Origin of the sequence: Mesorhizobium sp. B2-5-7 (genome assembly GCF_006440875.1) — a bacterium.
In the GTDB taxonomy this organism is placed as follows: Bacteria; Pseudomonadota; Alphaproteobacteria; order Rhizobiales; family Rhizobiaceae; genus Mesorhizobium; species Mesorhizobium australicum.
On record NZ_VFUO01000004.1, the window covers coordinates 17,936 to 43,151 of the forward strand.

Genomic DNA, 25,216 nt, shown 5'->3' on the forward strand with positions numbered 1-25,216 from the left:
CTGCTTTTGCTGGTGGCGTCGGTTGCGGAGGGGAAGAGCGGATGCTCCTCCCCTCCGGCTTTGATCCAGGGAGATGGATCAGCTGATCGGATCGAGAACGGTCGGCCATGCCTCCTTGTTGGTCCTGATGGCTTCGAGCAATTTGTCCTCGCCAATGCGCCGGGCGATCTTCTTCCACTCGGCTTCCGTGTCGGCCATCGCCTGCTCCGATGTCTTGGCCTTGGTCAGCGAGGCCATCAGGTTTTCGTCCAGCGCGTTGTGGAAGGCGGTGGCGCCGGGATAGTTGATGGTCGGCACCGTGCGGGCGACCGTCTCGCGCACCACGTCCATGTGGTAGGCGTGGTAGGTCTGGCGCACCAGCGGATCGGAAAAATCCGAAAGCCGGAACGGATCGAGATAGCCGCCGGGGTTGGCGCTCATCCAGGCGTAGATGCGGGCCGAGCCAAGCCATTGCAGCAGGAGATAGGCGACCTCCTGGTTTTTCGACTGCGACGAGACCATGCCGGTCAGCGAGAACCACAATACGGAGCGGCTGATCAGTTTGCCGTCGATCTCGCGGCCGGGCGGCAGCATCGTGCCGATCTTGCCGGTGACCTTGGAGTCCTTGTTGCCGGCATTGTCGAGGAATTTCGGCAGGTTGGAGAAGGCACAGGTCATCGCCGCGCCGCCCTTGGCGAAATTGCCGTACTGCTCCGGCCAGCCCCACGAGATCGCGTCCGGCGAATGATGGACCAGCGATTCGACATATTCGTTGGTGGCGGCGATGCCATGCTCGGAATTGATCAGCGGCTTGCCGTCATCGCCGAACAGAAACTGGTTGGGCGAGGCCATCGACACATAGCGCTGATACCAGTTGGTGTAGCCCCAGCCCTGGTTGCGCAGGTCGGTGGAGCCGAACAGGCCCTTGTCCGGACGCTGGAAGAAGGCGGCGATATCGCCGTGCTGCTTCCAGGTTTTCGGCGGCGCCAGATCGTAGCCGTATTTGTCCTTGAAGGCCTTCTTCTCGGCTTCGTCACCGAACAGGTCGGTGCGGTAGACCCAGGTCTGGAAGTCGCCGTCCAACGACACCCCATAGTTGGAGCCGCGATATTTGTTGAGCAGCGATACACCCTTGGCGCCGTCGACATAGCCGGTCTTGGGATCGTCCCATTCGGGTTTGTACTGGGCGACGAAGTCGTCGAGCTTGGCGATGCCGCCGGTCTCGGCGAGATCGCCAAGGCGATTCCACTCGGTCGAATAGATGTCGTAGGCCCCACCCTTGGTGGAGATGTCCTGCATGGTTTTGGTGAATTCCTGGCCGTTCGGCAGACCGACGATCTCGATCGGAATCCCGGTTTCCTTTTCCCACAGCTCCTTGATCGACGGCGCCCCGGCCGGAAAAGGCTGGGTGAGCTGGCCAATCGAGCCGTCCGACAGGCCAAGCACGATCTTGGCCGGCGCCTTGCCGGCGCCCTTCAAAGCCTTGGCGGCCTCAATGGCGCGGCCCTCCGGTGTGTCGGGACCGTATTGATAGCGTTCGGCGCCATCGAAGCCCGTCGGACCGCCGATCATGCCAGGTGCGAGCGCATCGGCCGCGAAGGCGCGGCCGGGACGAATGAATTGCGGAGCGATACCTGCGGCGGCCACGAACACCGCCGCCTTTCCTCCGGACGCCAGCAACCGGCGCCGCGAGATGCGGATCAAATCAGACATTGGAATTCCTCCCTCAGGCCCAATGTTTCCTCCACGAGCCCATGAGGGATATTGACGGCAGGATCGGAAGGCTGTCAACATCATTAATAATCAAAACACATCACAACATCGCATAGAGTGAGGAAATGCGTCATACCAAGGTTCATAGACCCCTCCGAATGCGTCGATTTGATGGGAAATGTGATCTCCCTTTCCGACACGATCGTGCCGGACGAGTTGATTTAGCTTGGCGGCTTGCGCATCGGCCAAGGCCGGATACATCATTTCCCATCAGAATCGCGGATCGCGGGGCGTTGGGCGCAATCAGCCGCCAGCCGGCACTGCGTCATTCCTGATGCATTGAGGAGATGAGACGGTGCGTTCCACCCTGACCGACATAGCCCGGGAAGCCGGCGTCTCCGCCGCCACCGTCGACCGCGTGCTCAACAATCGCCCCGGCGTGCGGGCGCGCACACGCGAGATCGTGCTCGAAATGGCGCAGCGCCTCGGCTACATCGCCGAAGGCCCGAACGGGGCGCCGCCCAGGCCGGTGCCCGGCGAGGTCATCCGGCTCGACTTCGCGCTGCCGGCCGGCACCAATTCCTTCATCAAGATGCTGCACCGCCACATCGAGGCACAAGCCCTGGCGCGCCCCGATCTCGACGTCCATATCGCCACCATAGAGGGCTTCAATCCCGACCGGCTCGCCCGCCTGCTGCAGGATTTGCGCGGCCAGACGCAAGGCGTCGGCGTCATCGCGCTCGACCATCCGACGGTGCGCGAGGCGATCCGCTCGCTATCGGCCAACGACGTCAAGGTGGTGACCATCGCCTCCGACATCCTGCATGTGCCAAGGGTTGCCTATATCGGCATCGACAACCGCGCCGCCGGGCGGCTGGCCGGCTATCTGCTCAACCGTTTCATGGGCTCAGGCAGCCCCGGCAAGGTGGCGCTGTTTGCAGGCTCGCTGTCCTATCGCGGCCACGAGGAACGCGAGATGGGCTTCCGGCACATACTGACCGAGGAATCGCCCAATCTGGAGATCGTCGAGATGCGCGAAATGCTCGACGACCGCGAAAAGGCCTATTCGGAGGCGTCAGCCCTTCTGGAACGCCACCCCGACCTTGCCGCGATCTACAATGTCGGCGCCGGCAACACCGGCATAGCGCGTGCGCTGAAGGAACGCGGCCGTGCGCAATCCATGGTTTTCCTCGGCCACGAGGCGACGGACGGCACCAAGGAACTGCTGCTCGACGGCACGCTCGACGCCGTCATCGACCAGAACCCGCGCGTCGAAGCCCGTGAGGCGCTCAACATCCTGACCCACGCCGTCCGGGGCCTCCCCTATGAATTGCACCAGCCGAGGCTGCAGGTGATCTTCAAGGAGAACATCCCGGAGATTTGAGCGGTACTGATGAGCCGGGCGCGGTGCGGAGACGCCCGCTGGCTCGACCCTTCCGTCTACTGGACTGTGGCGACTTCCGCGGACGCGGCTTCGCCAAAGCTCTTGTCGACCCATTTGCCGTAGTCGATCGATCCCTTGAGGAGCCCGGCGCCGGCCATGAATTTTTCTTCGGCCTTCAGGGCTTCGATCGCATCATCGGTGAGCTTCGGATCCTGGTGGAAGGCGCCATCGGCATAGGTTTTGCGCACGGATTTCTCCGACGATTTGGTCGCCTCGACAAAGGTCTTGATCGTCTCGTCGGGATGGGCGTCTGCCCAGCGCGAAATCTCGATGTCGACCTTGAGCAGCCGCTTGACCAGATCGGGATATTTCGCCGCGAAGGCGCCGTTGACCGAAATGACGTTAGGCACATTCCATTCCGGATGCGTGCTGGTGTCGTAGAGCAGACGCGCCTCGCCGGAGTCGACGAGCTTGGCCGCCGTCGAGTCGGTCTCGACGATGGCATCGATATCGCCGCGCAACAGGGCTGGGCCTGATGCCTCGAATGGCAGGTTCAAACCCTCGACATCGTTCGTGGTCAGGCCGACACTGTTCAGCGCCTTGCTGAAATTGGAGTGCCGCACCGTGCCTGTGAGATAGGCGACCTTCTTGCCCTTGAGGTCCTGCAGCGTCTTCAGCGGGGAATCGGTCTTGACGACGATGTAGGAGCCGCCCGCCCTGACATAGCTCGACAGGCCGATCAGCTTGACGTCGGCGCCGGACGCGGCGACACGCAGCGCCGGGTTGTTGCCGGTATAAGTGAACTCGATGGCGGCGGTGGCCAAGGCCGTCGTCGCCTCCGAGCCGCCGTTGAAGGTCACCAGTTCGACCCTGATTCCGTCCTTGGCGAATTCCTTCTCCCACCAGCCATCTTTCTGGGCGAGGATGAATTTGAGGTGCCCGGGCGCCGTGCTGCCGATGCGGATAACGTCGGGCTTTTCCTGCGCGAAGGCAGGCATGCCGCCAAGGCCGATCACCACCACAAGGGCGCCCTTCAGAAACAGCCGGCGAAATCCATCGAATGCGATGCTGGACATGGGAAAATCCTTCCTACTTGGAGCGAATGGCTTAAATGAGCGAAGGCTCGGACTGGCCCTTCCAGGCGGTCGCCCAGCGCTCGAACCAGACGAGCAGGTAGTTGACGGTCAGGCCGATGACGGTGAGCGTCAGGATGCCGGCATACATGTCGGCCGTTTCCATCATCAGTTGCGAGTTCTGGATGAGGAAACCGAGGCCGGATTTGGCCGCCAGCATCTCGGCGCCGATCACCGCGAACAGCGAGGATTTGACCGCCAGCCGCGCACCGGCGACGATTGAGGGAATGCTGGCCGGCAGGATGACTTTCCGGAACAGGTCGAAGTCAGACGTGCCCATCGAGCGCGCCGCTTTGATGAGCAGCGGATCGACCGACTTCACGCCGCTGATCGTGTTGACGAGGAGAAAGAACACCGAGGAGTAGAAGGTGATGGCCACCTTGGATTCCTCGCCGATGCCAAGCAAAAGGATGAACACCGGCAGCAGCGCGAATTGCGAGGTGTTGCGTAGCGTCTGCACCAAAAGGTCACTGACCTTCTCGAACAGAGAGTAGCGGCCCATGAGCAGGCCAAGCGGGATGGCCACCGACACGCCAAGCGCGAAGCCGATGGCCGCGCGCTGCAGGCTGATGCCGATATGCTCGACCAGTACACCCGAGGCAAGCAGGTCCCACCAGGCAAGCAGCACCTCGCTCAGCGGTGGAAAGAAGATGCGGTTCAGCCAGCCGAGCCGCGGCGCAATCTCCCACAAAAGGAAGAACAGGCCGAGCAGCGGCAGGCCATAGACGAAGGTGCCGCCATACGTCTCTTTCCTCCGGGCTTTGACCTCTTGGGCTGCGCCACGCGCCTTGATTGCAGGAATTTTTGCGACAACGGCGGCCTCGCCGCGAAACCCGATGGCAGGGCCGAACTTTTCGGTCAGATAGGCCATGGTTCTAACTCCTCAATGGCCGAAGGCCGGCGACAGCGTCCAGTCCTTCTGCGCCCTGTTGACCTCGTCGCGCAGCACGTCCCAGACGCGGGCGCGATACGCGTTGAATTCAGTGCTGGCGCGGATGTCGCCGTCGCGCGGCCGCGGCAGGTCGATATCGATGATCTCCTTCACCGCGCCCGGCCGCGCCGTCATCACCACCACGCGATCGGCCAGGAAGATCGCCTCGTCGATCGAGTGGGTGACAAAAATGACCGTCGTCTTGATCTTGCCCCAGATGCGCAACAACTCGCCCTGCAGCAGTTCGCGCGTCTGCTGGTCGAGCGCGGCGAAGGGTTCGTCCATCAGCAGCACTTCTGGATTGCTGGCGAGCGCGCGGGCGATCGCCACGCGCTGCTGCATGCCGCCGGAAAGCTGGTTGGGGAAACGATCCTCGAAGCCGGCAAGCCCGAACAGCGACAAAAGGTGCCTGGCCGTCGCCGTCCGCTCCGTCTTCGCCACGCCGCGCACTTCCAGCGCATATTCGATATTGGCGAGCGCCGTGCGCCAGGGAAACAGCGCATATTGCTGGAAGACGTAGCCGGTCTTGGGATCGGGACGCGTGATGCGCCTGCCGTCGAGTTGGACGTCGCCGCCGGTCGCCCGCGTCAGGCCGCCGATAATGTCGAGCAGCACCGACTTGCCCGAGCCGCTCGGACCGACCAGCGTGACAAACTCGCCCTTGCGGATGGCAAGATCGACGCCGTCGAGAACGGTGACGCGATCGGTCGCCTCGCCTTCGACGGTGACGAACTGTCCTGGTTTGAGCTGGAAGGTCTTGCTGATGTCGTTGACGACGATGCGGTTCATGTCTTGTCGCTTCCTATTGCGCCACGCGGATGCGGTGCGTCGGGTCGAATTCGGAGCCGCCGGCCTTGCCGCGTGTCCAGCCGAGTGCGCGGGCATAGGAGCCGAACAGAAGGCGCGCTTCGACCTCTGCCTCGGTGATGCCGGTTGGCCCTTCGGCTGCCTCGGCCACGTAAAGAGCGTCGGTCGGACAATAGATTTCGCACAGGAAACAGGTCTGGCAGTCGTCCTGGCGAGCAATGACGGGCGCGCCATGCTCAGTCGCGTCAAAGACATTGGTCGGGCACACCTTGACGCAGATGTCGCACTCAATGCAGCGCGTGGCCGAGACGATCTCGATCACGACGCCAGCTCCGCCAGCCGCCCGGGCGCCCCTTCGATGCGGAACTCGTCGACACCGGTGACGATCAGGCGATGCGCCAGTGCCGGATTCTTGCCCGGCAGGTCGACGCGGCGATGCATGCCGCGGCTTTCGGTACGGTGCAATGCCGCGGCCACCGACCAGCGCCCGACTGCGGCGATCGACGCCGCTTCGCGCGTGCGAATCCGGTCGGCCCCCTCGCCCCGGAAATGGTCACGCACGTCGCGCCAGATGCTCTCCAGCCGCTCGCTGCTTTTCTCAAGGCGGCCACCATCGCGGAAGAAGTTCTTATCGAGCGGCGTCACCTCGTTGCGCACCGCCTCAATGACCTCGCCTGCCGCGATACCGGCACGCGGCGCCGCCGCCGGACGCAGACCGGCCTGACCGAGCGGTTGTGCGGCGCCCCGAAACGCTTTGCCGCTACGCCGCTTCGCGTGGGTCGAAGCCCCTTTGCCTGCCCACCAGCCGCTGGCCAGCGCCCAGGAGGAATTCACGGCGCCGCCGCCCGACACGGCGCCGGTCACGATCTCGCGGCTGGCCGCATCGCCGGCGGCGTAGAGGCCGGGCACGCCGGTGGCGCAATCGTCGGACACGATGTCGATGCCGCCAGTGCCGCGCACCGTGCCTTCGGCGCGCAGTGTGATACGGAACAACTCGCTGAACGGGTCGATGCCGGCACGGTCATAAGGCACGAAGCAGTTCGGCTGGCCCTGGCGCAGCCAGCCCTGTAGCGCCGGTTCGGCCTGGTCCAGCCGCGCATGGACCGGGCCGTCGATCAGCGCGCGGGCCACTTCCTCCTCGCGGTCGCCGATGCCGTTGCGCAAAGGTTCGCCAGTAGAGCCCAGGATCGGCGAACCATCCTCGCGGTGGAACGAGGCCCAGCGGAAGGGCAATCCCTTGTTGAGCGAGGAGCCATAAGGCGCCAACGTATACTTGCCGGTGAATTCCATGCCCGACAGGCGGGCGCCGGCCTCGGCCGCCATCAGATAGCCGTCGCCGGTCAGCCCCGTGCCGCCGAGGATGCGCTCGCGAAAGGCACAGCCGCCGGTGGCCAGGACCACCGCGCCCGCCTCGACGCGCCAATCGTGGCCGGCCTGCCTGGCGACTCCGGCGGCACCAACGATGGCATCGCCGTCGGACAAGAGTTCCAGCGCGGGATGGTGGTCGAGCACGGTCACGCCGGCAAGCAGCACCCGGCGGCGCATGAAGCGCATATAATCGGGCCCACGCAGATTGGCGATGTAGAGCCGGCCGTCATCCTCGCTCGGGAAGGGATAACCCCATTCCGAGAGCCTGAGCAAATTGCGGTAGGCGGTGTCGACGCAGCGCAGCATCCAGCGCTGGTCCGCGAGCTCGCCCGTGCGCTGCCAGCGCCGCTCGACCACCGCATGCCTGTTGTCGCCCGGGGGCACGCACCATGTGCCGGTGTTCGACGGCGCGGTCGCGCCGCTGGTGCCGAGATAGCCCTTGTCGGCCAGCACCACCTTGGCGCCGCTTTCAGCGGCCGCGACGGCTGCCCAGGCTGCGGACGGGCCGCCGCCCAGCACCAGCACGTCGACCTGGAGCTGCAAGGCATCGGAAGCTGATTTTTGCGATTTGGGCATGGATGCTCGGCGAAGGAGTGTGAGGCGGCTGGCGTTATGCGGCGCGGGCCGCACCCGGGAACCACAGCGGCTCGTTCCCGGCGCTCCATTTGATGTTGCAGCCGATCGACGGCACTTGGCTTGCGGCGGGCCTGCCGCCCTCCAGCACCGTGTCGACGGCCGCGCGCAGATCAGCACCAGTCACCGGCCTGCCGTTGCCCGGCCGCGCATCGTCGAACTGGCCGTGATAGGCAAGGCGCCGGTCGGCGCCGAACAGGAAGAAGTCAGGCGTACAGGCCGCGCCATAGGCTTTGGCCACTTGCTGCGACGCATCCTTCAGATAGGGAAAGGAATAATCGAACCTTTCGGACTCCTCGCCTATCCGCGCGAGCGTCTCCTCGGGATGCTCTAAATGGTCGTTGGCGTTGATCGCTAGCACCTGCAGGCCCTTCGGCGCATAGTCCCTGGCGAATGCAGCAAGCTGCTCGCGGATCAGCACGACAAAGGGGCACCGATTGGAAATGAAGGCGACGAGCAGGGCCGGCTTGGCATCGAAATCGGCAAGCTTGTGCAGCACGCCTTGCGCGTCGGCCAACAGGAAATCGGCGGCCCTGGTGCCCAGCTCGATCGGGTTGGATTCGGTTTTCGGCATCGATGTCTCCGTTGCAGCGGTTTCATGCAGGTACTTATTCTATAAACTTAGTAGGATTATACGCCTGAGGGCGCATCTGCGGTCAACCGGGCAGCTTAGAATATCGTGCCAATGTTTCAGGCCGCGCCGGCACGTTTGTTCGAGATGAGGCTGTCTTGGAAGAAACGCGATTTGGCCAGGGAACATGGCTCTGGCAGCGGCGACTTCAATCTGCAGCTCCCGCGCCAGCTTCAGGAACGCATGGTCCTAGACCTTGCGAACGACCGCCTCACCATCTGCCCCGATACCGATCGCGATCCGCTCGCCGGAAACAATGCCCCCAATGTCGCAAACCACCAGCGGCATGCTGATCGCGTAGAGGAACTCGGCGACGATGGCGCCAACGGCAAGGATCGGGTCCGGCCGTTCCAGAAGAATGCCGGCCGGCGCCGTGCCCCTGCGGATTGCCTCGGCCAAGACAGAGGAAGAAGACGAGGACCCTCGCCCGCTCGGCATGACCAGTATCTTGCCGGAGACATTCTGGCCAAGGCCTGGGTGCGAATGATCCGTTATGTCGCCGGTCTCGGCGTCTATGCCGCCCCAGAAGCTGAGCGGTTGCGAGAACACCAGCGCCTCGCCCTCGGCGGCACCGGCCAGTTGGAATGTGCCGGCTCTTTCAACGACCTTCACTTCAATCGACCGCGTCATGAGCCGCTCCGCACGACGTGCCCTGCGGCGGCGGAGCGGATGCAATCCTTCATTTCGGCGAAGGCGACGGTCACGCCGATATTGCCCGGCGCATAATGCGCCCATTTGCCGGAATTGGTCATCACCACGCCGTCGAGACGCTCGAGAATCGAGGTGACATAGGTGCAGGTGTCAGCGACCGGGACCAGGCCGAACGCCTCCATGCCAGCCAATGCCCCCTCCTCCTGCAATTGTGTCAGCGTCGCGCGGCCGGTGTTGACATAGATCGGGATGCCCCTGCCCGGCGCCACCGCACGCAGCAGCGGCAACAGGCGCATCCATTCCTGGTGGGAAAAGTGCGGCGTGCCCAGTGACACGGCTGAAAGCAGCGCGCCGTCGGGCACTCCAGACAGTCTGGCCAGCGCATGGTCGATATCGGCGCGGCTGATGCGGATCGTCTCTTCCGGCGCATGGCCATGGAACGCCTCGTCGAGCGTCCGCGCTTCCGGCGTGATCGCGACCGCATGGAACAGCGCCACCGCGCCGGTCGTTGCCGCCGCCGCGCCCAGCGCCTTCAACTGGTCCTCGTGGCGCGGTTGCGGCAGACCGACGATCACAGGAATGCGGTCCCCACTGGCTTGCCCGATGATCAGCCCGACGCCGACGAACAGGCTGTCGCTCGGCTCCCCGTCGGCAACATCCAGCTCGAACAGGATGCGGCCGCGCCGGTTCTCGCTGAGATGCAGGCCCCAGCCCGGTGCGCGACCCGTCATGGCACAGCACAGGTCGATGAAATCGCCATAGCGGTTGGTGCGAGCGCCGATCACCGAATTGGCGAAAACGATGGCATTGGACTCGCCCCAGGCGATCTGCTGGCCGAATTCAGGCCGGAACCGCGTCTGGTAGGGGGCACAGGTGAATGTGGCCTGGCAGCCAAGTTCCAGATGCGCCGTCATCAACCGCCGCGCCGGCATTTCTTCAGCCGCCGGCATCTTGACCATGCCGGGATGAATAAGGTCGAACGACCCGACATTGAGCGTCGTCGGCACCCGGACACGTCCGCTTCCCTCGACCAGCCGCTCGACGAAATCGAGCCCTGCCTTGCCGTGATAGAGACAGCCATCGATATGGGCGCCTGAGATGTCGAGCAGGCTGCCGGCCCCAACCGCGTTGGAGAAGGCGACGAGGATTTTCATGGCGGCGGCCGCGGCTGGGCCTTGCTCGCCATCGAGCATGGATTGGTCGCGGGCCGTCAGGTCAAGCGTCATCAAGGTGCTCCGGGCTTAACTTGGGCCCGGCTATGCGTTCCTCATTGTCAGCGGTCTGGCAAGAGCCGAAACGACGATCAGCCCGCCGCCGCAATCAGCACTGTGCTCTCCGGCGACCAGCGCAGCACCACATCCTGACCTTCCACCAGCCTGTCGGCGCCAGTATTTTGGACGATGACTTTCAACGTCTGGCCGGCGCAGCCGCGAGGCCGAGCGAGCGCCCGGCTTCGATCAGCGAGTCGTCGATAGCCCGTCACCTCGAGGCCGAGGCGGAGTGAAGCCGGCAGCAGCGTCAGATAGAGATTCTGCGAGAAGAAGGCGGCGTAATTGCCCAGCGTGAACGCCCACGGCTTTCCCGTCAGCGGCAGGTCGGTCATGACGGAGAAAAAAGACCGTGGCCGAGAGCGGCAGAAAGACCGAAGGCAATCGCTTTGCAGAAGAACGAAAGCCCGCTCCGGGAACCGGGGCGGGCCTTGGAGGAGGATGAAGGGGTGGGACCCTCTCCTCTTGTTTCCACGGGGGGTGTGGACCGCAATCACCATACAGCCGTCCTGCGGGGCGCATGATCACAAGCCGGCCTGCTTCCATCACATTCCAGTGCACGCCGGCGCGGGTTCGCTCACGGGACCGCGACGCCGGCGACACAAGAGGAGCCGGCTAGATGCGTCCCAGGACGACAAGGATGATGACGATGATCAACACAAGTCCGAGACCGCCACCGCCATAGTAACCGGTTCCGTAGAACGGGCCACCGCCCAGACCGCTGAAGCCGCCGAGCAGCGCGAGGATTAGAATAATGATAAGTATCGTTCCGAGACCCATGGCCTTCCCTGCTCCTGAATGCGCGCTTTCGCGCTGGTTCAACATCGCGCCATTTCGGATGTCGCGAGGTATGAACGTTTTAGAGGGGCTGGCGTTCCGCTGGACTATTGCGGCTACGGAACACACAGCCCGCAACGCAGAAAGCCCGCCTGGACGGCGGGCTTTCCAACCGGCCGGAGGCCAGGAGAGTGCGGTCAGGCCTACGGCTGGTTCCGCAACCTCCCTCAGCCTCAGCGGCGTGCGATCAGCAGGCAGAGCTGCCGCAAGTCGCGGTCATAGGTCCCTTCGCTGCTGAGGACATCGACGCAGCGCTTCTTCATGCGCGTCACCTGCGAGCTTGACATCTGGGCCACGACACCAGGAACGTTGGGGTGATTGGGATTGGATGGGTTGTTCGGGTTGGACGGATTGCTGGGATTGGTGCCGTTGCCGATGCCCGCGCCGACACCAATGCCACCGGCGCCGCCAACACTGGCGCCAAGCCCCGCATTGATGCCACCCGTTCCGCCAACATTGGCACCGAGCCCGGCGTTGATGCCGCCCGAACCACCGATATTGGCGCCGGCTCCTGCATTGACGCCATTGCTGCCGCCGACCGACGCGCCGAGCCCGGCGCTGACGCCCCTCGAGCCGCCGACATTGGCGCCGGCTCCGGCATTGACGCCACCGCTGCCGCCGACCGAGGCACCGACGCCGGCATTGATGCCGCCACCGCCGCCGACCGAGGCGCCGACACCGGCATTGACACCGCCGCTACCGCCAACCGAGGCGCCGACACCGACGCCAAGACCTGCTGCGTTTGCTGGCACGGACAGAACCAAGACTATTGCACTACCCGCCAACACACTGGCGACTGTCTTGATGGTAAAGGCCATAACACTCTCCTGTTGTCGTTGCGCTAGGCAGTCGGCATGCAGCCGATTGCGATGGCAACTACGTCGAAGAGAGTTTTGAGTTTCAATTCACGCTATACATGTGAGCGGCATGGTATTAACTGTCGAAACAAGAAAGCGGTAATGATAATAAAAATATAATATACTTGTAGAAAATATCTAATGGCAGACGTTTGCAATGTCTATATTTTGAGAAGTTTACGAGAAAAAACGATTTAGAGCCAGCTGTTGGAGAGCCGATGATTTGGTGCCAGGCTGCTTGCTACCGAACAGCCAGGATACAGCACCTCACCTGCGGAGCAGTTCCGGACCACTAGCCGCTAAGGAGCCCTGTTGGCCAACTCTGGATCAAACAGGACCGGCCACTCTCGCGTGACAGTCTGGCCTTCAGAATATCCGGTAAAACAGCCTATAGCGCACGCGCTCCATATAAGAGCGGTACTCCGGTTCCGCGGCAAGCAAGGCCTCCTCGCGCAGAATGCGGTACACCTGCAGATAGGTGATAACCGCATAGACGGCGAGATTGTAGAAGGAAAAGGCCGACAGCAGGTAAAGGACATGGCCGGTAAGGTAACCGGCATAGATCGGATGCCGCACCAGGCGGTAGGCGCCGCCGGTCATCACGCCGCGATTGGCGGGCAGGATGGCAAAGGAACGACCCAGCGACAGCTTTCCCCAGATGACGAACCACAGTGCCAGGAACTGCAGCGGCGCGGCGACATAGATGGGGATGATGGGGATGCCCGGTTCCATGGTGATCAAGGCGACACCAAAACTGGCGGTCACCGAAGCGACTACCGCAAGCGGGCTCCAGTCACGCGTCACCGGCCGCCGCGATAGCAGCAGCCAGGTAAAGGTGAGCGTCTCGGAGACCGCCACGAGCGCGATATTGAACCGGGTGGGATCCTGCACGAAGTGATACACGCCCCGGTACACAAACAGCGCGGCGCATGCGAGCGCACAAATGCGAAAGAAGCCTTCGCGCAAGTCGGCCAGGATCTCGCGCTTGCGCGCTTCGGATATCATCCCGCCCTGGTTGACGCGCGGAAGCGTTTCGCTTTTTGGTGCAAGCAAGGCAAGAACCCCGATCATCCCTCGGAGGGACCTTTGCACGCAACCATTGCTGTGCGGTTAACCGAGAAGATCATATCGGCATCAGAAACGGCGACGGCGCCGCCGAAAGAGACACAAGGCACGGCCGTGCAGATTGTCTCCGCTTCGAGGATCGCCAGGAATGGGTTTCGCCCGAGTTGATCCTCTCCTTAAGGGATTGGCCAGCTACCCCAGAAATGCGTTGCTGAAATACCTGGCGAAATCCGGGCTCTGCGGCAGAACCTTACCGTCGGTGTCGCGCAGAATGCCGGCGGCGAAGAGGTAGTTGCCGATCGCTTCCATCTTGGCAGGGTCCAACGTCCCGATGGCACCATTTTGCCCGCGTAGATAATTGCCCTCGAGCAGTGCCTTCAGCGAGGCGTGGACCAAGGCCGGATTCGTCAGGGCATCCTTGTTGGCGGCTATCAGCAGCGTGGCGGCCTCCCCTGGATGATCGACGGCGAATTGGTAACCGCGCCGCGTTGCCTGGATGAAGGATGACGACAATTCGGGGTTCGCCTGGAGATACGCTTCGCTCGAAGAGATAAGCGTGGTGTGCTCATCGGGGACGCCATGGTCGGCATAGACGAAACTGCGCTGCTTAACGCCCCTGAGTTCGGCTTCGACGCCCTCCCAGGTCGACACTTCCAGCGTGAAGTCGACCGAACCGTTGGCCAGCGCCTCGTAGGCGGAAGTGCCCAGCGTCACCGTCTCGAAATCGCCCTTGCCGCCGTCGTGACGGATGATGGTCGAGATCAGCGCGGTCTCCCAGGCGCTGCCGAAACCGCCATAGGTCAGGCCATCCAGATCTTTCGGGCTTTTGATTTCGCTGCGCGCGGCATTGAACACCAGCCGGCCTGTCTCGGACTGCACGACGGCATAGACGCCCTTCAGATCGGCGCCCGCGGTCTTCTGGGTGAACAGGCTGATGGTGCCGTTGATCCCGAAATCGGCGACATGGTTGGCGACAAGCGTGCCGGCACCGGTATCGCTGTAGGGCAGGATGTCGACCTCAAGGCCGGCTTCGCGATAAAATCCCTTATCGCGGGCGACGAACAGCCCAATGTGGTTGGTGTTGACCGTCCAGTCGAGGGCGACCGTGACCGTCCGCGTTGCCGCGAAGGAGCGGCTCGATCCGGTGATCAGCGGTACGCTGCCGGCAAGGGTGAGCAGCAGGGCTTGCCTGCGCGTCAAGTCAGTCATGGTCATGTCCTTTGGATGGCTGGGGGTTGAGCAAAATGTCGAGAATCTCGGCCTCGAGTGGCCCCGCCTGCCGCGTGGCCGCGCTGGCGGGATCGCGCGGGCGGGGCAGCGGCACCTTGATCTCGCGCACGACCCGGGCAGGCCGCGCGGACAGCACATAGATGCGGTCGGACAGGAACAGGGCTTCGCGCACGTCATGAGTGATCAGCAACGCCGTCCAGTGGTGGTGCCGCCACATCTGTTCGAGCCAGCGCTGCATGGCCGCGCGGGTCAGTGCGTCGAGCGCGCCGAACGGCTCGTCGAGCAGCAACATATCGCGTTCCTGCACCACGGTGCGTAAAAGCGCCGTGCGCTGGCGCATGCCGCCCGAGATCTGCGCTGGAAAGTGCCACTCGAAGCCGGCAAGGCCGAATTCGGCAAACAGCGGAGCCACACGCTTCCGTGCCGCCTTGCGGCTGACGCCTTGCACCTCGAGTCCGAGCGTGGTGTTGTCGAGGATGCGCCGCCACGGCATCAGCGCGTCGCGCTGCGGCATGAAGGCGAAATGCCTGCCGTGATCGTCGAGCGGCACGCCGTTGAAGAACATCTCACCCTCGCCATGCTCGGCGCCGGTCAGAAGCTGGAACAGCGTCGACTTGCCGGCTCCCGAAGGTCCAAGGATCGAGACGAATTCGCCGGCATCGACACGAAGCGAAATGTCGGCGAGCACATCGAGCCCGCCAAACGCCTTGCGAACATGCCGCAATTCGAGCCGGCTCATGCTTCTGGACCTTTTCCAGGGCCTTGCCTGCCAGCGGCTCGTTCCCAGGGCATGGCAAGACGCTGCAGCAGCATCGTCAGCCCGAACAGGACAAGGGTGAGCGCTGCGCTGACGCAGACGGCGGCGAGCACCAGGTCGGGACGGAAATTGTTCTTGGCGTTGAGCATGTAGATGCCCAGCCCTTTGGCCGCGCCCGCATATTCGGCGAAAATGGCGCCGACGACGGCATAGGTGATGGATATCCTGAGGCCAGCGAAGAAATAAGGCAGCGCCGAAGGCAATCGTGCCAGCATGAAGACACGCCAACGCCCTGCTCCCATGGCACGCAGCATCTGACCGATCTCCACCTCGGTAGCCTCGTAGCCCTGTACCAGCGCGACCAGCATCGGGAAGAAGGTGACCAGCGCCACCAGCACGATCTTGGGCGCCAGCCCGAAGCCGAACCACAGCACCACCAATGGCGCGATGGCGACCAGCGGCAAAGTCTGGCTGACTATGAAGATGGGAAACAGCGCTCGCCGCAAAGGCTGGAAGAAGTCGACCAGCATCGAAAGGGCGAAGGCGGCACTGAGCGAACAGGCAAAACCGATCAGCGTGGCGCGGACCGTGGGAATGGCGTTGTCGACCAAGGCTTCCCGATTGAGCATCGCCTGTTCGAAGACGCGCGAGGGCGCCGGCAGAACCGTCGGCTTGATGCCGGAAATGTTTGCGTACAGTTCCCAGGCCACGAGCACCAAACCGATCGATATCACGGCCGGCGCTGTTTTTGCGAAGAAGCCCGCGACGTTACGCGGGTTGAATGACGATGAGACCACGAGCGGTTCAGACGGCGGTGGGACTGTTGGCCGAGACCGTGACATCGAGGGTTACATGGCCGGCGCCGGGCCCGAAGCGGCAGAAGGCTTCATCGAGGGCCGAGAAGATCGCGCCGGCATCGCCGCGCAGCTTGGTGCAGAAATTCTTGGAGCGATCGTAGACGCCGGACTGCTTCAGGAAATCTATGCAGCCATAGATTTCGTCCATGTGGTCGTCAGTGCCCATCACATAGAGCGAGAACTGCGCCGCCGCCGGCTGGCCAGTGGCCGGCGCGCCGCGCACTGCGGTGATGGCGGCTTGCTTGCGCGGGCCGAGTGGCCCGGCAGGTCCGCCGAACGTGTCGGAGCGGCAGATCGGGTCATCCGGCTCGCCTGGGCAGCCACGCGAAATGGTGGCTGACAGCACGCAATGCCTGCCGCTGCCAGACGCGGCCACGAAAAGGTCGCGCAGCGCAGGGAATAACACCTCGGGGGGCCCGACCAGCAAGGTCGAAATGTCGTCGGTCTCGATCCTGAGCTTATCGCGGTACGGATCGAGCGCGCCGAGCGCGCCCAGAATGATGCCGACGAAATCGTCGGCCATTGGATATAGGGAAACCTGTGCGCCTGAAAACATCGCCCGCCTCGCTCCGCTGGTATTACCCAGATCAGCTTCTAGGGTCTGTGGGCTTGCCGCCCCCGTCTCAGCCCCGACCGTACGGAGCACCCCTGTGGATAGGCGCGTTAAAGCATCATTCGGACGGTTGGGAAAGCTGTTTTTTTGGCAAGCCGCGCTAAAGCATTGCCCGAGCTCCAGGGCAATTGGACATCGCCGGCGCGGAAATTTGTCTGGAACCTTCGCCATTCCGAGGGGTTGTCCCACCAGTCGCTGGACGCGATTCCAGGACCAATTTTCCGTTCGGGATTGTGTCAAAACAAGAGATTGAGCGGTTCATGATTTCCGCGAAACCGTGCACCGTTCCCGGCGACGAGTTCACAGAAGATGGAGACAAATCATGTTCATGAAAATCCTCGCGGCTTCGGCCTTCACCATTGCCGTTGCAACATCCGCCATGGCACAAAGCAATAGCGCAGCGGGCGCGGATGGGCCCGGCGGTAGCGGCAAGTCCGTCACTGTGGACCCAAGCACCCCGGCTTCACCCAGTACGATCGATCCGGGCGCGACCAACAGCACGACCACCACGCCGGGCGACATGAATTCCAATGCGGACAAGAATTGCCCGACCAACCCGCAGGGTGCACAGACGGACGCCAATGGCAACGCCACCGCGCCGACCGTGAACGACAACAACTGCGGAAAGTAGTTTGCCATCGCGATATGAGAACCGCGGACGCAGTTTCCGCGGTTCCCATTATTGGGATTCAGTGTCCGCGACTACCCGCTTGCGGCTCTGGTGCCGCTTCACTGCCCACCCGGCCAAAGACCCTTAATTCAGCGTACGGTTTGCCGGCCCGGGGGCGTGGGAATGAGGCGTATATTTTCATCAGCCGTTTGAGCAGGCGCCCGTAGGTGAGGTGCCGAACCCGGCCATTGGCAAGATCGAACTCCACCATCCCCCACCGCCTTACGGGACCCTTTCCGGTTGGCGGACCCAGTCGCCTGACCTGGAAGGCCAGCCTGACCTTGCGGCCGGCGACATCCAGATAGATACCGGGTTTAGCGCCCAATACGTGCCACATCCGGGCAACGTGCCCGATCGACATGTCGGACGAAATCGCCATGTGGTCCCGCTCAAGTCGAGCCCAGACGAAATCACCGGCTGGCTGCCGCATCCCCGACACCAGATTCTTGCAATAGCCTGGCGCCACCTCACGCACCAACCGGCGCATCGCGCTCGCCACGCCGTCCACCATATCCCGCCGCGATGCCCAGTCTGCTTCGGTGAACAGCACTTGTCCGAGGATGTCGCCGTCGTCGAAATTGGCCGACATCTTATGCAGTGTCACGCCGCCATGGACCGCATGCTGGCCATCCGCGACAAGACGATGGAGAGGATGCGGCCCCCGGTAGTTGGGCAGCAGCGCCGGATGAAAATTAAGCCCGCCCTTGGGAAAGAGGTCGAGCAGCTGCTGCGGGATCAAGGTCGGGAAAGCGAAGCAGATCAGCACATCCGCGGCGATGTCAGGCAATTGCCGGGCAAGCTCGTTCCAGTCGTAAGGCCGGCGGAATTCGATCAGCTTTACCGGCGTGTTGCCGAGATGGCGCCTGAGCAAAAGCCGGCGCCTCAGCCTGCGCCGAAAATTGCCAATGCTGAAGCCTCTGGATGGGCGTTGAAAACCAGGCACGATGATCGCACCAACACGGTTTCCCGCCTCGATCCATCCGGAAAGCAGCGGCCCGGTATAAGCAGAAACATCCAGGATGAAAATTGCATTGAGTTCCCCGGCGCGGGCCGCGGGTTCGGAAGAAATCATCTTCTCAAGCCCAGCGGGGCGAGACGTAGCCTGCCCGCGCCAGCAATTCGATCACCGTTACAACTCGGCCAGCCAGGCCCGAAAGCCGGCCTGGCCGGTCAGGCTGCCTTGGAAGAAAGCGGTCCCGCCGCAACACTTGAGAGTCTTTCCCGCTTCACCAACACCGGCTTTTCGTAGATCTTCTTCATGCTCATCCCCGATGATCGATCAACCCACACAGTTGGCCAGCAACGCAACGAACTGTCAACCGCCACGGCGGCTAACAGCCCCTATGCGTATGATCCTTGGCAATCGACGGGCGTTTATACCCCACCTGCTGCCAAAACGGCTGGTGAACCTTATGAAACCGCCTTTTCACGAACCGGCAGCTTCCAGCCTGGTCTGACGAAATGGCAGGTGTAGCCGTTGGGATATTTCTCGAGATAGTCCTGGTGCTCGGGTTCGGCCTCCCAGAACGCTCCGGCCGGCGCAAGTTCGGTGACGACCTTGCCGGGCCACAGGCCGGAGGCGTCGACATCGGCGATGGTGTCCTCCGCCACACGCTTCTGCTCCTCATCGGTGTAGTAGATTGCGGAGCGATAGCTCATGCCGACATCGTTTCCCTGGCGATTGCGCGTCGTCGGATCATGTATCTGGAAGAAGAATTCCAGAAGCTGGCGAAAGCTGATTTTCGCCGGGTCGAAGGTGATCTCGATGGCTTCGGCATGCGTGCCATGATTGCGATAGGTGGCGTTCGGCACGTCGCCGCCACTGTAGCCGACACGCGTGGCAAGGACACCCGGGAAGCGCCGGATCAAATCCTGCATGCCCCAGAAGCAGCCGCCGGCAAGCACTGCACGTTCGCTCGAAGTCGCCATGTCACGTCTCCTCAAAAGGCAATTCCGGGGAAGTGTAGCGGCTCTCCGTCGGGAATTGCGCGGCACAAACTTGGATAGTGCATAAATGGGCATTGTTGCCAGCTTCGTCCAGTCAGACGAGCGGCCGTCCGGTTGTATTATAGGGAATGGGATCGCACGACGCCGCTCACCCTAGCTGCGCGGATGCCGGGTCCGGCTGCTAGCGGCAGCCGGCAGATATCGCGTGCCGGGCGGAATGACGGCAAAGCTGATCGCCACCGGCGGTGCCTCGCGCGACCAGTTGAAAAGAACGGTCTTGACCGGGATATTGTCCACCCACGCCAGAAATCTTGACGGCACGTGACGACCCGACCAGACCATCAGCATGCCGTGATCGCGCAACCGCTGCCTCGTGATCCAGGGTGCGAACCGCATATCGAGATCGGTGAAGATAGACGGCTTGTCATAGGCGTTGAGGCCAGCCAGCATGGCAAGATTGGTGTCGCCTCCGACGATGTCGAGCCTGCCCGGCGCCGCCGCGTGCCAGATTGCCTCGGCCTCGTCCGAGATCGGCCGCGCCGGCCAGCAGACGGCGTCCATGCGTCCCCGCACATTGCAGTCCGTCCATCGGATCGCCCCATAGGCGCCCGACATGGCGACGATGCAGATGAAGGCGCAGATCGCCAACCTCCTCATCTCGACGGCACCGAGCCGGTGACCGAGAAAGGCGAGCGCGACGACGCCGACAAGATTGTACATCGGTGCGCCCCAGGCTTCGCCGGTGCCGGTGAACAGCGAGACCACCATGATCAGCGCCGCCGGCCCAAGCCCCATCCAGCAAAGATAGACGAGCGTGTCGCGCTCGACCGGCACTTGCGGTGCTGGTGAGCGCCGCAACAGCCCTGATAGCGCCAACACCAGGAGAAAGCCGGAAAGGCCGGCCATCTGGACGCCGATATAATAGAGCCGCGCCCGGTGCTCGCTCACCCACGCATCGCGGCCGGCGAAATAGGTCAACGGCAGGAAATCGATGCGGTAGAGTGCGATGGCAAGCGGCGTGGCGGCGGCGAGAAACACAGCCAGGCCAAGCCATGGCCAGGGTGTCGCCAGCCGGCTGCGCGCACGTGGGTCGCACAGCAGCCAGAGGCCGCCGAAGGCAAGCAGCAAGCCGGTGGAAAACTTGGCGTAGAGCCCAACGCCCGACACCAATCCGAGCGCCAGCCACCAGCCCGGCCCGCCGCCGCGGCTGGCGCGCCACAGCAACCAGCAGATCGCCGCCCAGAACGGCATCTGCGCATAGTCGTGATTGAATTGCGGCGTCGGCCAGCCGAAGAAATAGACCGACGGCATCAAAAGCACGGCGGCCAGCGCTTTGTCGCGGCCGAGCGTGTCGCGAGCCAGCAGGTGGACCAGGACGAAAGTGGCCGAGATCGTCAGCTGGGCCAGCAGATATTGCGGCCAGCGGAACGATCCGGTCAGGAGATGACTGATCTCGAGCAGCCAGCCGGGGAGTTGCGGATGCTTGTAGGTCAAAAGCACCCATTCGCGGCCCCACATGAAGCCTTCCACGACGTCGCCGGGCGGTGCGGGATCGATGAGTGTTGGCACCAGGGTCCAGAACAGGATCTGCACCAGGCACAAAAGTGCCAGCAAACCCCAAGGGTGCCGAAGCAGCGCGGACCAGACCAATGACGAGTCCAGGCCCACGGCAGGCAGTGCTGCCGGCACCCAACGATCCATGGAGTCGTCAATTCCCGCCATGCCGCGCTTAAATCACATCGCCCGGTTTGCCGAATAGCCCCAAGGTCAAAGCTTACAAAAAAGTATACTTGTGCGCCATTGCAATACCAAGATTGAGCGGGAATCTCGGCGTTCTATTGCCCTCCCCGGGCAAAACAGCCCGCACACCTGATCCCACTTCAGCATCCCGGACATTCGATGCGTCACCAGCATGCCGTCATCCATCACCGCGCGCTCGACTTCTGGCTGGCGCGCGCGGCTGTCCTCGTCATCATCTGCCTGCAGCTTCTGGTCATCAACGATCTTTCGTTCGGCCCTCGCTGGCTGGCGCCGGCGCTGGAGGCCGCCCTGCTGGTGCCCCTGTCCGTGGCCACCGCCTGGACGCAGGTCGCCACCCAGAAAGCGGTCGAGGAAGAGCACTGGTATCTCGTCGGCCGTTTTCGCGTCATGATCCGCAGGACGGCCCTGGTAATGACCGGCGTCGTCAGCGTCATGAACTGCGGTTCGCTGGTGCTGCTGGTGCGCGTGTTGCTGGCGGGACATGCCGGCAGCAGCGGCCAGACATTGCTCGTCGACGCGCTCAACATCTGGCTCACCAACATCATCGTCTTCGCCTTGTGGTTCTGGAGCACCGATCGCGGCGGGCCGCCGACCTGCGGACTGGTCAAACGCGCCCATGCCGATTTCCTGTTTCCGCAAATGACCCTGGACGATCGCGAGATCCGCGACTGGCTGCCTGGCTTCGTTGATTATTTCTTCCTCGCCTTTACCAATGCGACGGCGTTTTCACCAACCGACACCTTGCCGCTTTCCCAGCGCGCCAAGCTTTTGATGATGGCGGAGGCGATGATCTCGCTGCTCACGATCGCGCTGGTCGCGGCCCGCGCCGTCAACATCCTGGCCTGAGTACGGTTTTCCGACCTTGCGCCGAAGAGGAGCCGGGCCTCGTATCCGTGAAACGGCGAGCTGCCCGGAAACGCGAGAAAGCCCGCCCTGGCGTGAGCCAAGGCGGGCTTTTGGTTCGATCGAGGCCTCAGGTGCCGGTCCCAAAGCAGGGCCGGCCGTCAGTCCTCCGGGGCTGGCCTGAACTTCCGCACGATCACCTCGAACAGAATATCCGAGAGGGCGTCCAGCTGGTTTACGGCGACACCGAAATCCTTGGGCAGCACGGACAGCACGATCTTCAGATACTGGTCCGGCTTGTCGGTCCGCACCTCGGCGAGGACACCGGCGCCATGCGCCTGAAAATCGGCCCGCACGGCGGCGAGGAAATCATCGCCCAATGTTTTCTTGGTCCGCTTCGGCCGGGGCGTCTTGGCGGCTACCGGACTGGCAGCGGGCTTGCGCCTTGCCGCCCTGGCCTTGCGGCGCGCCGGCCCGGTTTCATCAGTCATGGGTCCGCGCCCCGACATTGACATCATCGGCGGCGGCCTTCGGCGGCGCCTGCCTGGCCCGCTTTTTCAAGCGGGCGGATTTCTTCCTGGCCTTTCCGCGCTTCGGCTTCGCGGCCTGTGCGGGCCTCGCCACAGGCCTTGCAGCCTTGAGCCGCGCCATTGCGAGACCTACGAGCTGTGCGCCGATACCGGCCTGCGGAAAGCAGAAGCCACCGGCCGCATCGCGCACCATGCCGATCAGCACGCCGGCGGGAACCTCCTCGACGCGGCCGAGGCGCGCCACCGGGCCGGCGCCCTCGAATTCGCCGATGGCGCTGACGATCTCGCGGCCGTCATCGCCGGTGATGATGCTGGCATAGCGGGGCATGGGATTCTCGCATCTCGCGGAAGCAGCGCTCTACGGCGCCACCGCATCGGCAGGCAGCCCAACCAGGGCCAGAAACAGAAAACCCGCCTCGGCGGCGGGTCGGTGGCGCAAATCAGCACCATGGATGGATTTATAGCATCGCTGCCCTCACCGGTCAATGCCAAATAGGAAAAAATTCATATTTCTCCGGGAGGCATGATCCCGGCGGCTGACGTTTATCCGGCTGTTCATGAACCGGCACCTGTGAAATCATCAGCGCCAGCTCATGGAATGATTCCCGTCGCACGGCCTTGTGGGAGAGGACGATGGACAGACCAGCCATGGCATCCGTCTTCAGGATGCGGCACGCTCCGGCCACGGTTTCCGGTGTGCGCAGCACCGGCCAGGGTCAGGCCGATCCGGTCATCCGGGTGCACTCGCTTGGCGAAGCGATCCGCTTCGTCGCCAACGCTTACCCCAATTACGACATCGGCACCGTCGCCATAGATTGCGGCGACCCTTCGATCCCACGCCTCGGCAGCCTGGAAGTCAGGGCGCTTTGGCGCGAGTATGGCGAGCGCCTGACGCAGGAGTAGCGCCTGACCGCTCACGATCGGCGCGCTGGTTCCCGCACGCCGGCCGGATCGGAAACGCCGCTGATGCGTTCCACTGCGATCAACGGAGGGAGAAATCCATGAACGTCGCCAACCTGCAACTCGAAGGCCTGTTGATGGCCGTCGCCTCGATCAACCACGTCCTGGTCAAAAAGGGGGTGCTGACGTCGGAGGAGATCGACATCGCGCTTCGCAAGGCCGAGGCGTCGGAAACCGGCGAGGAGCGATCGGACGGCATGTCGGCGTCGAACCGCGACGCCGTCAATTTTCCGATCCGGCTGCTGGAACTCGCCAACCAGTGCCAGCCGGAGGCCGACATGCCGTCTTTCTCGAAGCTGGCCCGCATGGTCGGCCAGATGAAGGAGCCCTACAACGATCAGATGTGAGATCCCTGCCCCTGGCGGACTCCTCGTGCCCTGCCCCCGGCATGCTCATTACGCCCTGCCCGGCCATCCCAGGTTCAGCGCCAGAATTCTTCCAGGTCCGTGGACCGCCGCGAACAGCAGTCCGGCCAGGAACGAAAAATGGTCGACGAAGAAACCGAACTCGGCCTGGTTGCCGGCCCAGTGGCTGGGTCCGTGGAAGGCAAAGGCGAGGAACAGCACATAGGCGGCGGCGACAAGGGCGGCTTGGGTGAAGAAGGCGCCGCTGAGGAAACACAGCACCAGGGCCACCTCCAGGATTGCCGCGCACCATGCCAGGAAGAGCGGGAACGGAAAGCCCGCGGCCGCGATATAGCCCGCCGTGGCCTCCATGCCCAGGAACTTGAAGGTCACCGCCATCAGGAAGACGGCGGCGAAGATCAGGCGGGCGACGAGAAGGGCCGCGGTCTGCCACGGCGATTGTGCGATTTGGGGCGACATGGTTGTTCTCCAGCTTCATCAGCCCCAAGGACGCCCCGCCATGTGCCGATCCGACATGCCGGGCGAAAATTTTCACCGGTTCCGGTTTGACGCCCGATGCAATGGCAGCGCACCGCTCGAAGGAAGAAGCAAGACCGCTTCCCGGCAGGCCCAGCTTTAGAAATTCTTAATCATCCTGAAACTTGTCCGTAACCCTGATCGTGATATTGTTAGCCAGGGCTAATGCACAGCTGTGTCTGGTGCACGATATGGGTGGGTGGGTTTTGGGCGCAAGCGTCAGGCTGGGGACGAAGTCCTATCTGGTCCGGACACCGGTTCTGGAGTGCGAAGGCTGCGGCGGCACCGGACAGGTTTTCCAATGCCCGCGCTGGACGAGTTCCAGCGGCCTTTGCTGCCCCGCTGGCACGCATCGCCGCGGCTGTCCCGGCGCCAGCGCGCGCTGCGCCCAATGCAGCGACACCGACAGCGCCGACCCGACCTCTTCATCGGCCTAGGCTGAACTGGATTGCTCCGCGATGGAACCAGCATCGCCGATCCGTGTTATGTGTGACCGCGACATATAGGTGTCCGCGCGACCATGCGGCTTACAGAAAGTGAGGCCCGACATGCCTGACGACAAATCCAAGACCAAACAGGACCGCAAGCTGGTCTCGAGCGAGGAAACTTACGAGGTCGCGGCCTTCGCGCGCAAATATGGCATTCCGCAGAGCGAGGCCCAGACCATCATCAAGCGCTACGGACCCTCGCGCAAGAAGCTCGACAACCACATGGCCGCCCGCGGATAGAAGGACTGGCCGCAAGGCGGCAACCAATTCGCCGGCATGGCGTTGAAGAATGCTGCGGGCCGCGTCAACCGGGCTCGGCGGTACGGTGAACAGGATGTCTTTTTCCCGGTTTCTCATCCTGGCCAACGAAATGGCAGACGAGCATCTGTCCCGCCCGGCCCGCGGCATGCCAAACTGACGGA

Annotated in this window: 30 protein-coding genes, 2 pseudogenes and 1 riboswitch; of the genes and pseudogenes, 6 read left to right on the top strand and 26 right to left on the bottom strand. The window is 63.1% G+C overall.

What is annotated here, in order from left to right; genetic code table 11:
- Positions 1 to 78: 78 nt before the first annotated feature.
- Positions 79 to 1,692: an extracellular solute-binding protein gene (locus tag FJ543_RS17925; protein ID WP_140620628.1), complete on the bottom strand. Its 1,614-nt coding sequence runs from the start codon at positions 1,690 to 1,692 to the stop codon at positions 79 to 81.
- A gap of 355 nt (positions 1,693 to 2,047) precedes the next feature.
- Here FJ543_RS17925 and FJ543_RS17930 point away from each other — a divergent pair, with 355 nt between their 5' ends.
- Positions 2,048 to 3,076 carry a LacI family DNA-binding transcriptional regulator gene (locus tag FJ543_RS17930; protein WP_140876241.1) on the top strand — a complete coding sequence of 343 codons (1,029 nt, stop codon included), beginning with the start codon at positions 2,048 to 2,050 and terminating at the stop codon, positions 3,074 to 3,076.
- 56 nt (positions 3,077 to 3,132) lie between these two features.
- Here FJ543_RS17930 and FJ543_RS17935 read toward each other — a convergent pair whose 3' ends face one another.
- The 17 genes and pseudogenes from FJ543_RS17935 to FJ543_RS18015 all read right to left on the bottom strand — a co-directional run bounded on the left by FJ543_RS17935 (position 3,133) and on the right by FJ543_RS18015 (position 16,657).
- The gene (locus FJ543_RS17935; RefSeq protein WP_140876243.1) at positions 3,133 to 4,152 is read right to left on the bottom strand and encodes an aliphatic sulfonate ABC transporter substrate-binding protein; all 1,020 of its coding nucleotides are present in this window, start codon (positions 4,150 to 4,152) and stop codon (positions 3,133 to 3,135) included.
- A 31-nt stretch (positions 4,153 to 4,183) separates the two neighbouring features.
- Positions 4,184 to 5,080 carry an ABC transporter permease gene (locus FJ543_RS17940; protein ID WP_140876245.1) on the bottom strand — a complete coding sequence of 299 codons (897 nt, stop codon included), beginning with the start codon at positions 5,078 to 5,080 and terminating at the stop codon, positions 4,184 to 4,186.
- A gap of 12 nt (positions 5,081 to 5,092) precedes the next feature.
- Positions 5,093 to 5,929 (bottom strand): ABC transporter ATP-binding protein, encoded by an 837-nt coding sequence (locus tag FJ543_RS17945; RefSeq protein WP_015317063.1) that lies wholly within the window; start codon positions 5,927 to 5,929, stop codon positions 5,093 to 5,095.
- 13 nt (positions 5,930 to 5,942) lie between these two features.
- Complete coding sequence (locus tag FJ543_RS17950; RefSeq protein ID WP_015317062.1) at positions 5,943 to 6,269, bottom strand: ferredoxin family protein; 327 nt, start codon at positions 6,267 to 6,269, stop codon at positions 5,943 to 5,945.
- Positions 6,266 to 7,891, bottom strand: coding sequence for an FAD-binding protein (locus FJ543_RS17955; RefSeq protein WP_140876247.1), 1,626 nt, complete (start codon positions 7,889 to 7,891; stop codon positions 6,266 to 6,268). The genes FJ543_RS17950 and FJ543_RS17955 overlap by 4 nt, the downstream gene beginning before the upstream one ends.
- A 34-nt stretch (positions 7,892 to 7,925) precedes the next feature.
- The gene (locus tag FJ543_RS17960) at positions 7,926 to 8,522 is read right to left on the bottom strand and encodes a thioredoxin family protein (protein ID WP_140876249.1); all 597 of its coding nucleotides are present in this window, start codon (positions 8,520 to 8,522) and stop codon (positions 7,926 to 7,928) included.
- Positions 8,523 to 8,768: 246 nt separating this feature from the next.
- Positions 8,769 to 9,209, bottom strand: a complete 441-nt coding sequence (locus FJ543_RS17965) for a DUF126 domain-containing protein (protein ID WP_140620641.1) — start codon at positions 9,207 to 9,209, stop codon at positions 8,769 to 8,771.
- On the bottom strand, positions 9,206 to 10,456 hold the full coding sequence (locus tag FJ543_RS17970; protein WP_140876251.1) for an aconitase X: 1,251 nt from the start codon (positions 10,454 to 10,456) through the stop codon (positions 9,206 to 9,208). Before FJ543_RS17970 ends, FJ543_RS17965 begins: the two co-directional genes overlap by 4 nt.
- A gap of 77 nt (positions 10,457 to 10,533) precedes the next feature.
- Positions 10,534 to 10,650, bottom strand: a pseudogene (locus FJ543_RS32290) (spermidine/putrescine ABC transporter ATP-binding protein); the annotation flags it as partial.
- A gap of 57 nt (positions 10,651 to 10,707) precedes the next feature.
- Positions 10,708 to 10,876 (bottom strand): annotated as a pseudogene (locus FJ543_RS32295) (ABC transporter permease); the annotation flags it as partial.
- A gap of 237 nt (positions 10,877 to 11,113) precedes the next feature.
- A complete protein-coding gene (locus FJ543_RS17985) occupies positions 11,114 to 11,278 on the bottom strand; it encodes a DUF3309 family protein (RefSeq protein ID WP_023769518.1) in 165 nt (54 codons plus the stop codon).
- Positions 11,279 to 11,508: 230 nt separating this feature from the next.
- Positions 11,509 to 12,153, bottom strand: coding sequence for a hypothetical protein (locus FJ543_RS17990; protein ID WP_015317055.1), 645 nt, complete (start codon positions 12,151 to 12,153; stop codon positions 11,509 to 11,511).
- Between the two features lie 405 nt (positions 12,154 to 12,558).
- Positions 12,559 to 13,245 (bottom strand): isoprenylcysteine carboxylmethyltransferase family protein, encoded by a 687-nt coding sequence (locus FJ543_RS17995; RefSeq protein WP_224531680.1) that lies wholly within the window; start codon positions 13,243 to 13,245, stop codon positions 12,559 to 12,561.
- A 204-nt stretch (positions 13,246 to 13,449) separates the two neighbouring features.
- Positions 13,450 to 14,466: an ABC transporter substrate-binding protein gene (locus tag FJ543_RS18000; RefSeq protein WP_140876253.1), complete on the bottom strand. Its 1,017-nt coding sequence runs from the start codon at positions 14,464 to 14,466 to the stop codon at positions 13,450 to 13,452.
- Positions 14,459 to 15,226: an ABC transporter ATP-binding protein gene (locus FJ543_RS18005; RefSeq protein ID WP_140876255.1), complete on the bottom strand. Its 768-nt coding sequence runs from the start codon at positions 15,224 to 15,226 to the stop codon at positions 14,459 to 14,461. Before FJ543_RS18005 ends, FJ543_RS18000 begins: the two co-directional genes overlap by 8 nt.
- Entirely contained in the window at positions 15,223 to 16,041 is an 819-nt protein-coding gene (locus FJ543_RS18010) for an ABC transporter permease (protein WP_246678835.1), read from the bottom strand. Before FJ543_RS18010 ends, FJ543_RS18005 begins: the two co-directional genes overlap by 4 nt.
- Before the next feature lie 7 nt (positions 16,042 to 16,048).
- Complete coding sequence (locus tag FJ543_RS18015; RefSeq protein ID WP_015317050.1) at positions 16,049 to 16,657, bottom strand: YkoF family thiamine/hydroxymethylpyrimidine-binding protein; 609 nt, start codon at positions 16,655 to 16,657, stop codon at positions 16,049 to 16,051.
- Positions 16,648 to 16,761, bottom strand: a riboswitch (TPP riboswitch). (Overlaps the previous gene by 10 nt.)
- Before the next feature lie 275 nt (positions 16,762 to 17,036).
- On the opposite strand from FJ543_RS18015, the gene FJ543_RS18020 reads away from it, so the two are divergent.
- The gene (locus FJ543_RS18020) at positions 17,037 to 17,345 is read left to right on the top strand and encodes a hypothetical protein (protein ID WP_140718388.1); all 309 of its coding nucleotides are present in this window, start codon (positions 17,037 to 17,039) and stop codon (positions 17,343 to 17,345) included.
- Positions 17,346 to 17,403: 58 nt separating this feature from the next.
- On the opposite strand, the gene FJ543_RS18025 is transcribed toward FJ543_RS18020, so the two are convergent.
- The 4 genes from FJ543_RS18025 to FJ543_RS18035 form a co-directional block, all read right to left on the bottom strand.
- Positions 17,404 to 18,456 (bottom strand): formyltransferase family protein, encoded by a 1,053-nt coding sequence (locus tag FJ543_RS18025; RefSeq protein ID WP_140876257.1) that lies wholly within the window; start codon positions 18,454 to 18,456, stop codon positions 17,404 to 17,406.
- 98 nt (positions 18,457 to 18,554) lie between these two features.
- A complete protein-coding gene (locus FJ543_RS31720) occupies positions 18,555 to 18,644 on the bottom strand; it encodes a putative RiPP precursor (protein WP_210161496.1) in 90 nt (29 codons plus the stop codon).
- A 150-nt stretch (positions 18,645 to 18,794) separates the two neighbouring features.
- The gene (gene msrA, locus FJ543_RS18030; RefSeq protein ID WP_140620653.1) at positions 18,795 to 19,313 is read right to left on the bottom strand and encodes a peptide-methionine (S)-S-oxide reductase MsrA; all 519 of its coding nucleotides are present in this window, start codon (positions 19,311 to 19,313) and stop codon (positions 18,795 to 18,797) included.
- 171 nt (positions 19,314 to 19,484) lie between these two features.
- Positions 19,485 to 21,032 carry a glycosyltransferase family 39 protein gene (locus FJ543_RS18035; RefSeq protein ID WP_140876258.1) on the bottom strand — a complete coding sequence of 516 codons (1,548 nt, stop codon included), beginning with the start codon at positions 21,030 to 21,032 and terminating at the stop codon, positions 19,485 to 19,487.
- 198 nt (positions 21,033 to 21,230) lie between these two features.
- On the opposite strand from FJ543_RS18035, the gene FJ543_RS18040 reads away from it, so the two are divergent.
- Positions 21,231 to 21,938 (top strand): hypothetical protein, encoded by a 708-nt coding sequence (locus tag FJ543_RS18040; RefSeq protein WP_140876260.1) that lies wholly within the window; start codon positions 21,231 to 21,233, stop codon positions 21,936 to 21,938.
- Between the two features lie 158 nt (positions 21,939 to 22,096).
- On the opposite strand, the gene FJ543_RS18045 is transcribed toward FJ543_RS18040, so the two are convergent.
- The 3 genes from FJ543_RS18045 to FJ543_RS31470 form a co-directional block, all read right to left on the bottom strand.
- Positions 22,097 to 22,426: a hypothetical protein gene (locus FJ543_RS18045; RefSeq protein ID WP_246678836.1), complete on the bottom strand. Its 330-nt coding sequence runs from the start codon at positions 22,424 to 22,426 to the stop codon at positions 22,097 to 22,099.
- Complete coding sequence (locus FJ543_RS18050) at positions 22,419 to 22,793, bottom strand: hypothetical protein (protein ID WP_140718396.1); 375 nt, start codon at positions 22,791 to 22,793, stop codon at positions 22,419 to 22,421. The genes FJ543_RS18045 and FJ543_RS18050 overlap by 8 nt, the downstream gene beginning before the upstream one ends.
- Before the next feature lie 154 nt (positions 22,794 to 22,947).
- Positions 22,948 to 23,115, bottom strand: a complete 168-nt coding sequence (locus FJ543_RS31470; RefSeq protein ID WP_181174002.1) for a hypothetical protein — start codon at positions 23,113 to 23,115, stop codon at positions 22,948 to 22,950.
- Here FJ543_RS31470 and FJ543_RS18055 point away from each other — a divergent pair.
- Both FJ543_RS18055 and FJ543_RS18060 read left to right on the top strand, forming a co-directional pair.
- A complete protein-coding gene (locus tag FJ543_RS18055) occupies positions 23,114 to 23,368 on the top strand; it encodes a hypothetical protein (RefSeq protein ID WP_224531690.1) in 255 nt (84 codons plus the stop codon). The two genes, FJ543_RS31470 and FJ543_RS18055, sit on opposite strands and share 2 nt — an antisense overlap.
- Positions 23,369 to 23,466: 98 nt before the next feature.
- Positions 23,467 to 23,772 carry a hypothetical protein gene (locus tag FJ543_RS18060; protein WP_015317041.1) on the top strand — a complete coding sequence of 102 codons (306 nt, stop codon included), beginning with the start codon at positions 23,467 to 23,469 and terminating at the stop codon, positions 23,770 to 23,772.
- Positions 23,773 to 23,820: 48 nt separating this feature from the next.
- Here FJ543_RS18060 and FJ543_RS18065 read toward each other — a convergent pair whose 3' ends face one another.
- Entirely contained in the window at positions 23,821 to 24,249 is a 429-nt protein-coding gene (locus FJ543_RS18065; RefSeq protein ID WP_140620672.1) for a DoxX family protein, read from the bottom strand.
- 605 nt (positions 24,250 to 24,854) lie between these two features.
- Between FJ543_RS18065 and FJ543_RS18070 the strand changes: the two genes are divergently transcribed.
- Positions 24,855 to 25,034 (top strand): DUF3606 domain-containing protein, encoded by a 180-nt coding sequence (locus FJ543_RS18070; protein ID WP_015317039.1) that lies wholly within the window; start codon positions 24,855 to 24,857, stop codon positions 25,032 to 25,034.
- The last annotated feature ends 182 nt before the right edge of the window (positions 25,035 to 25,216 follow it).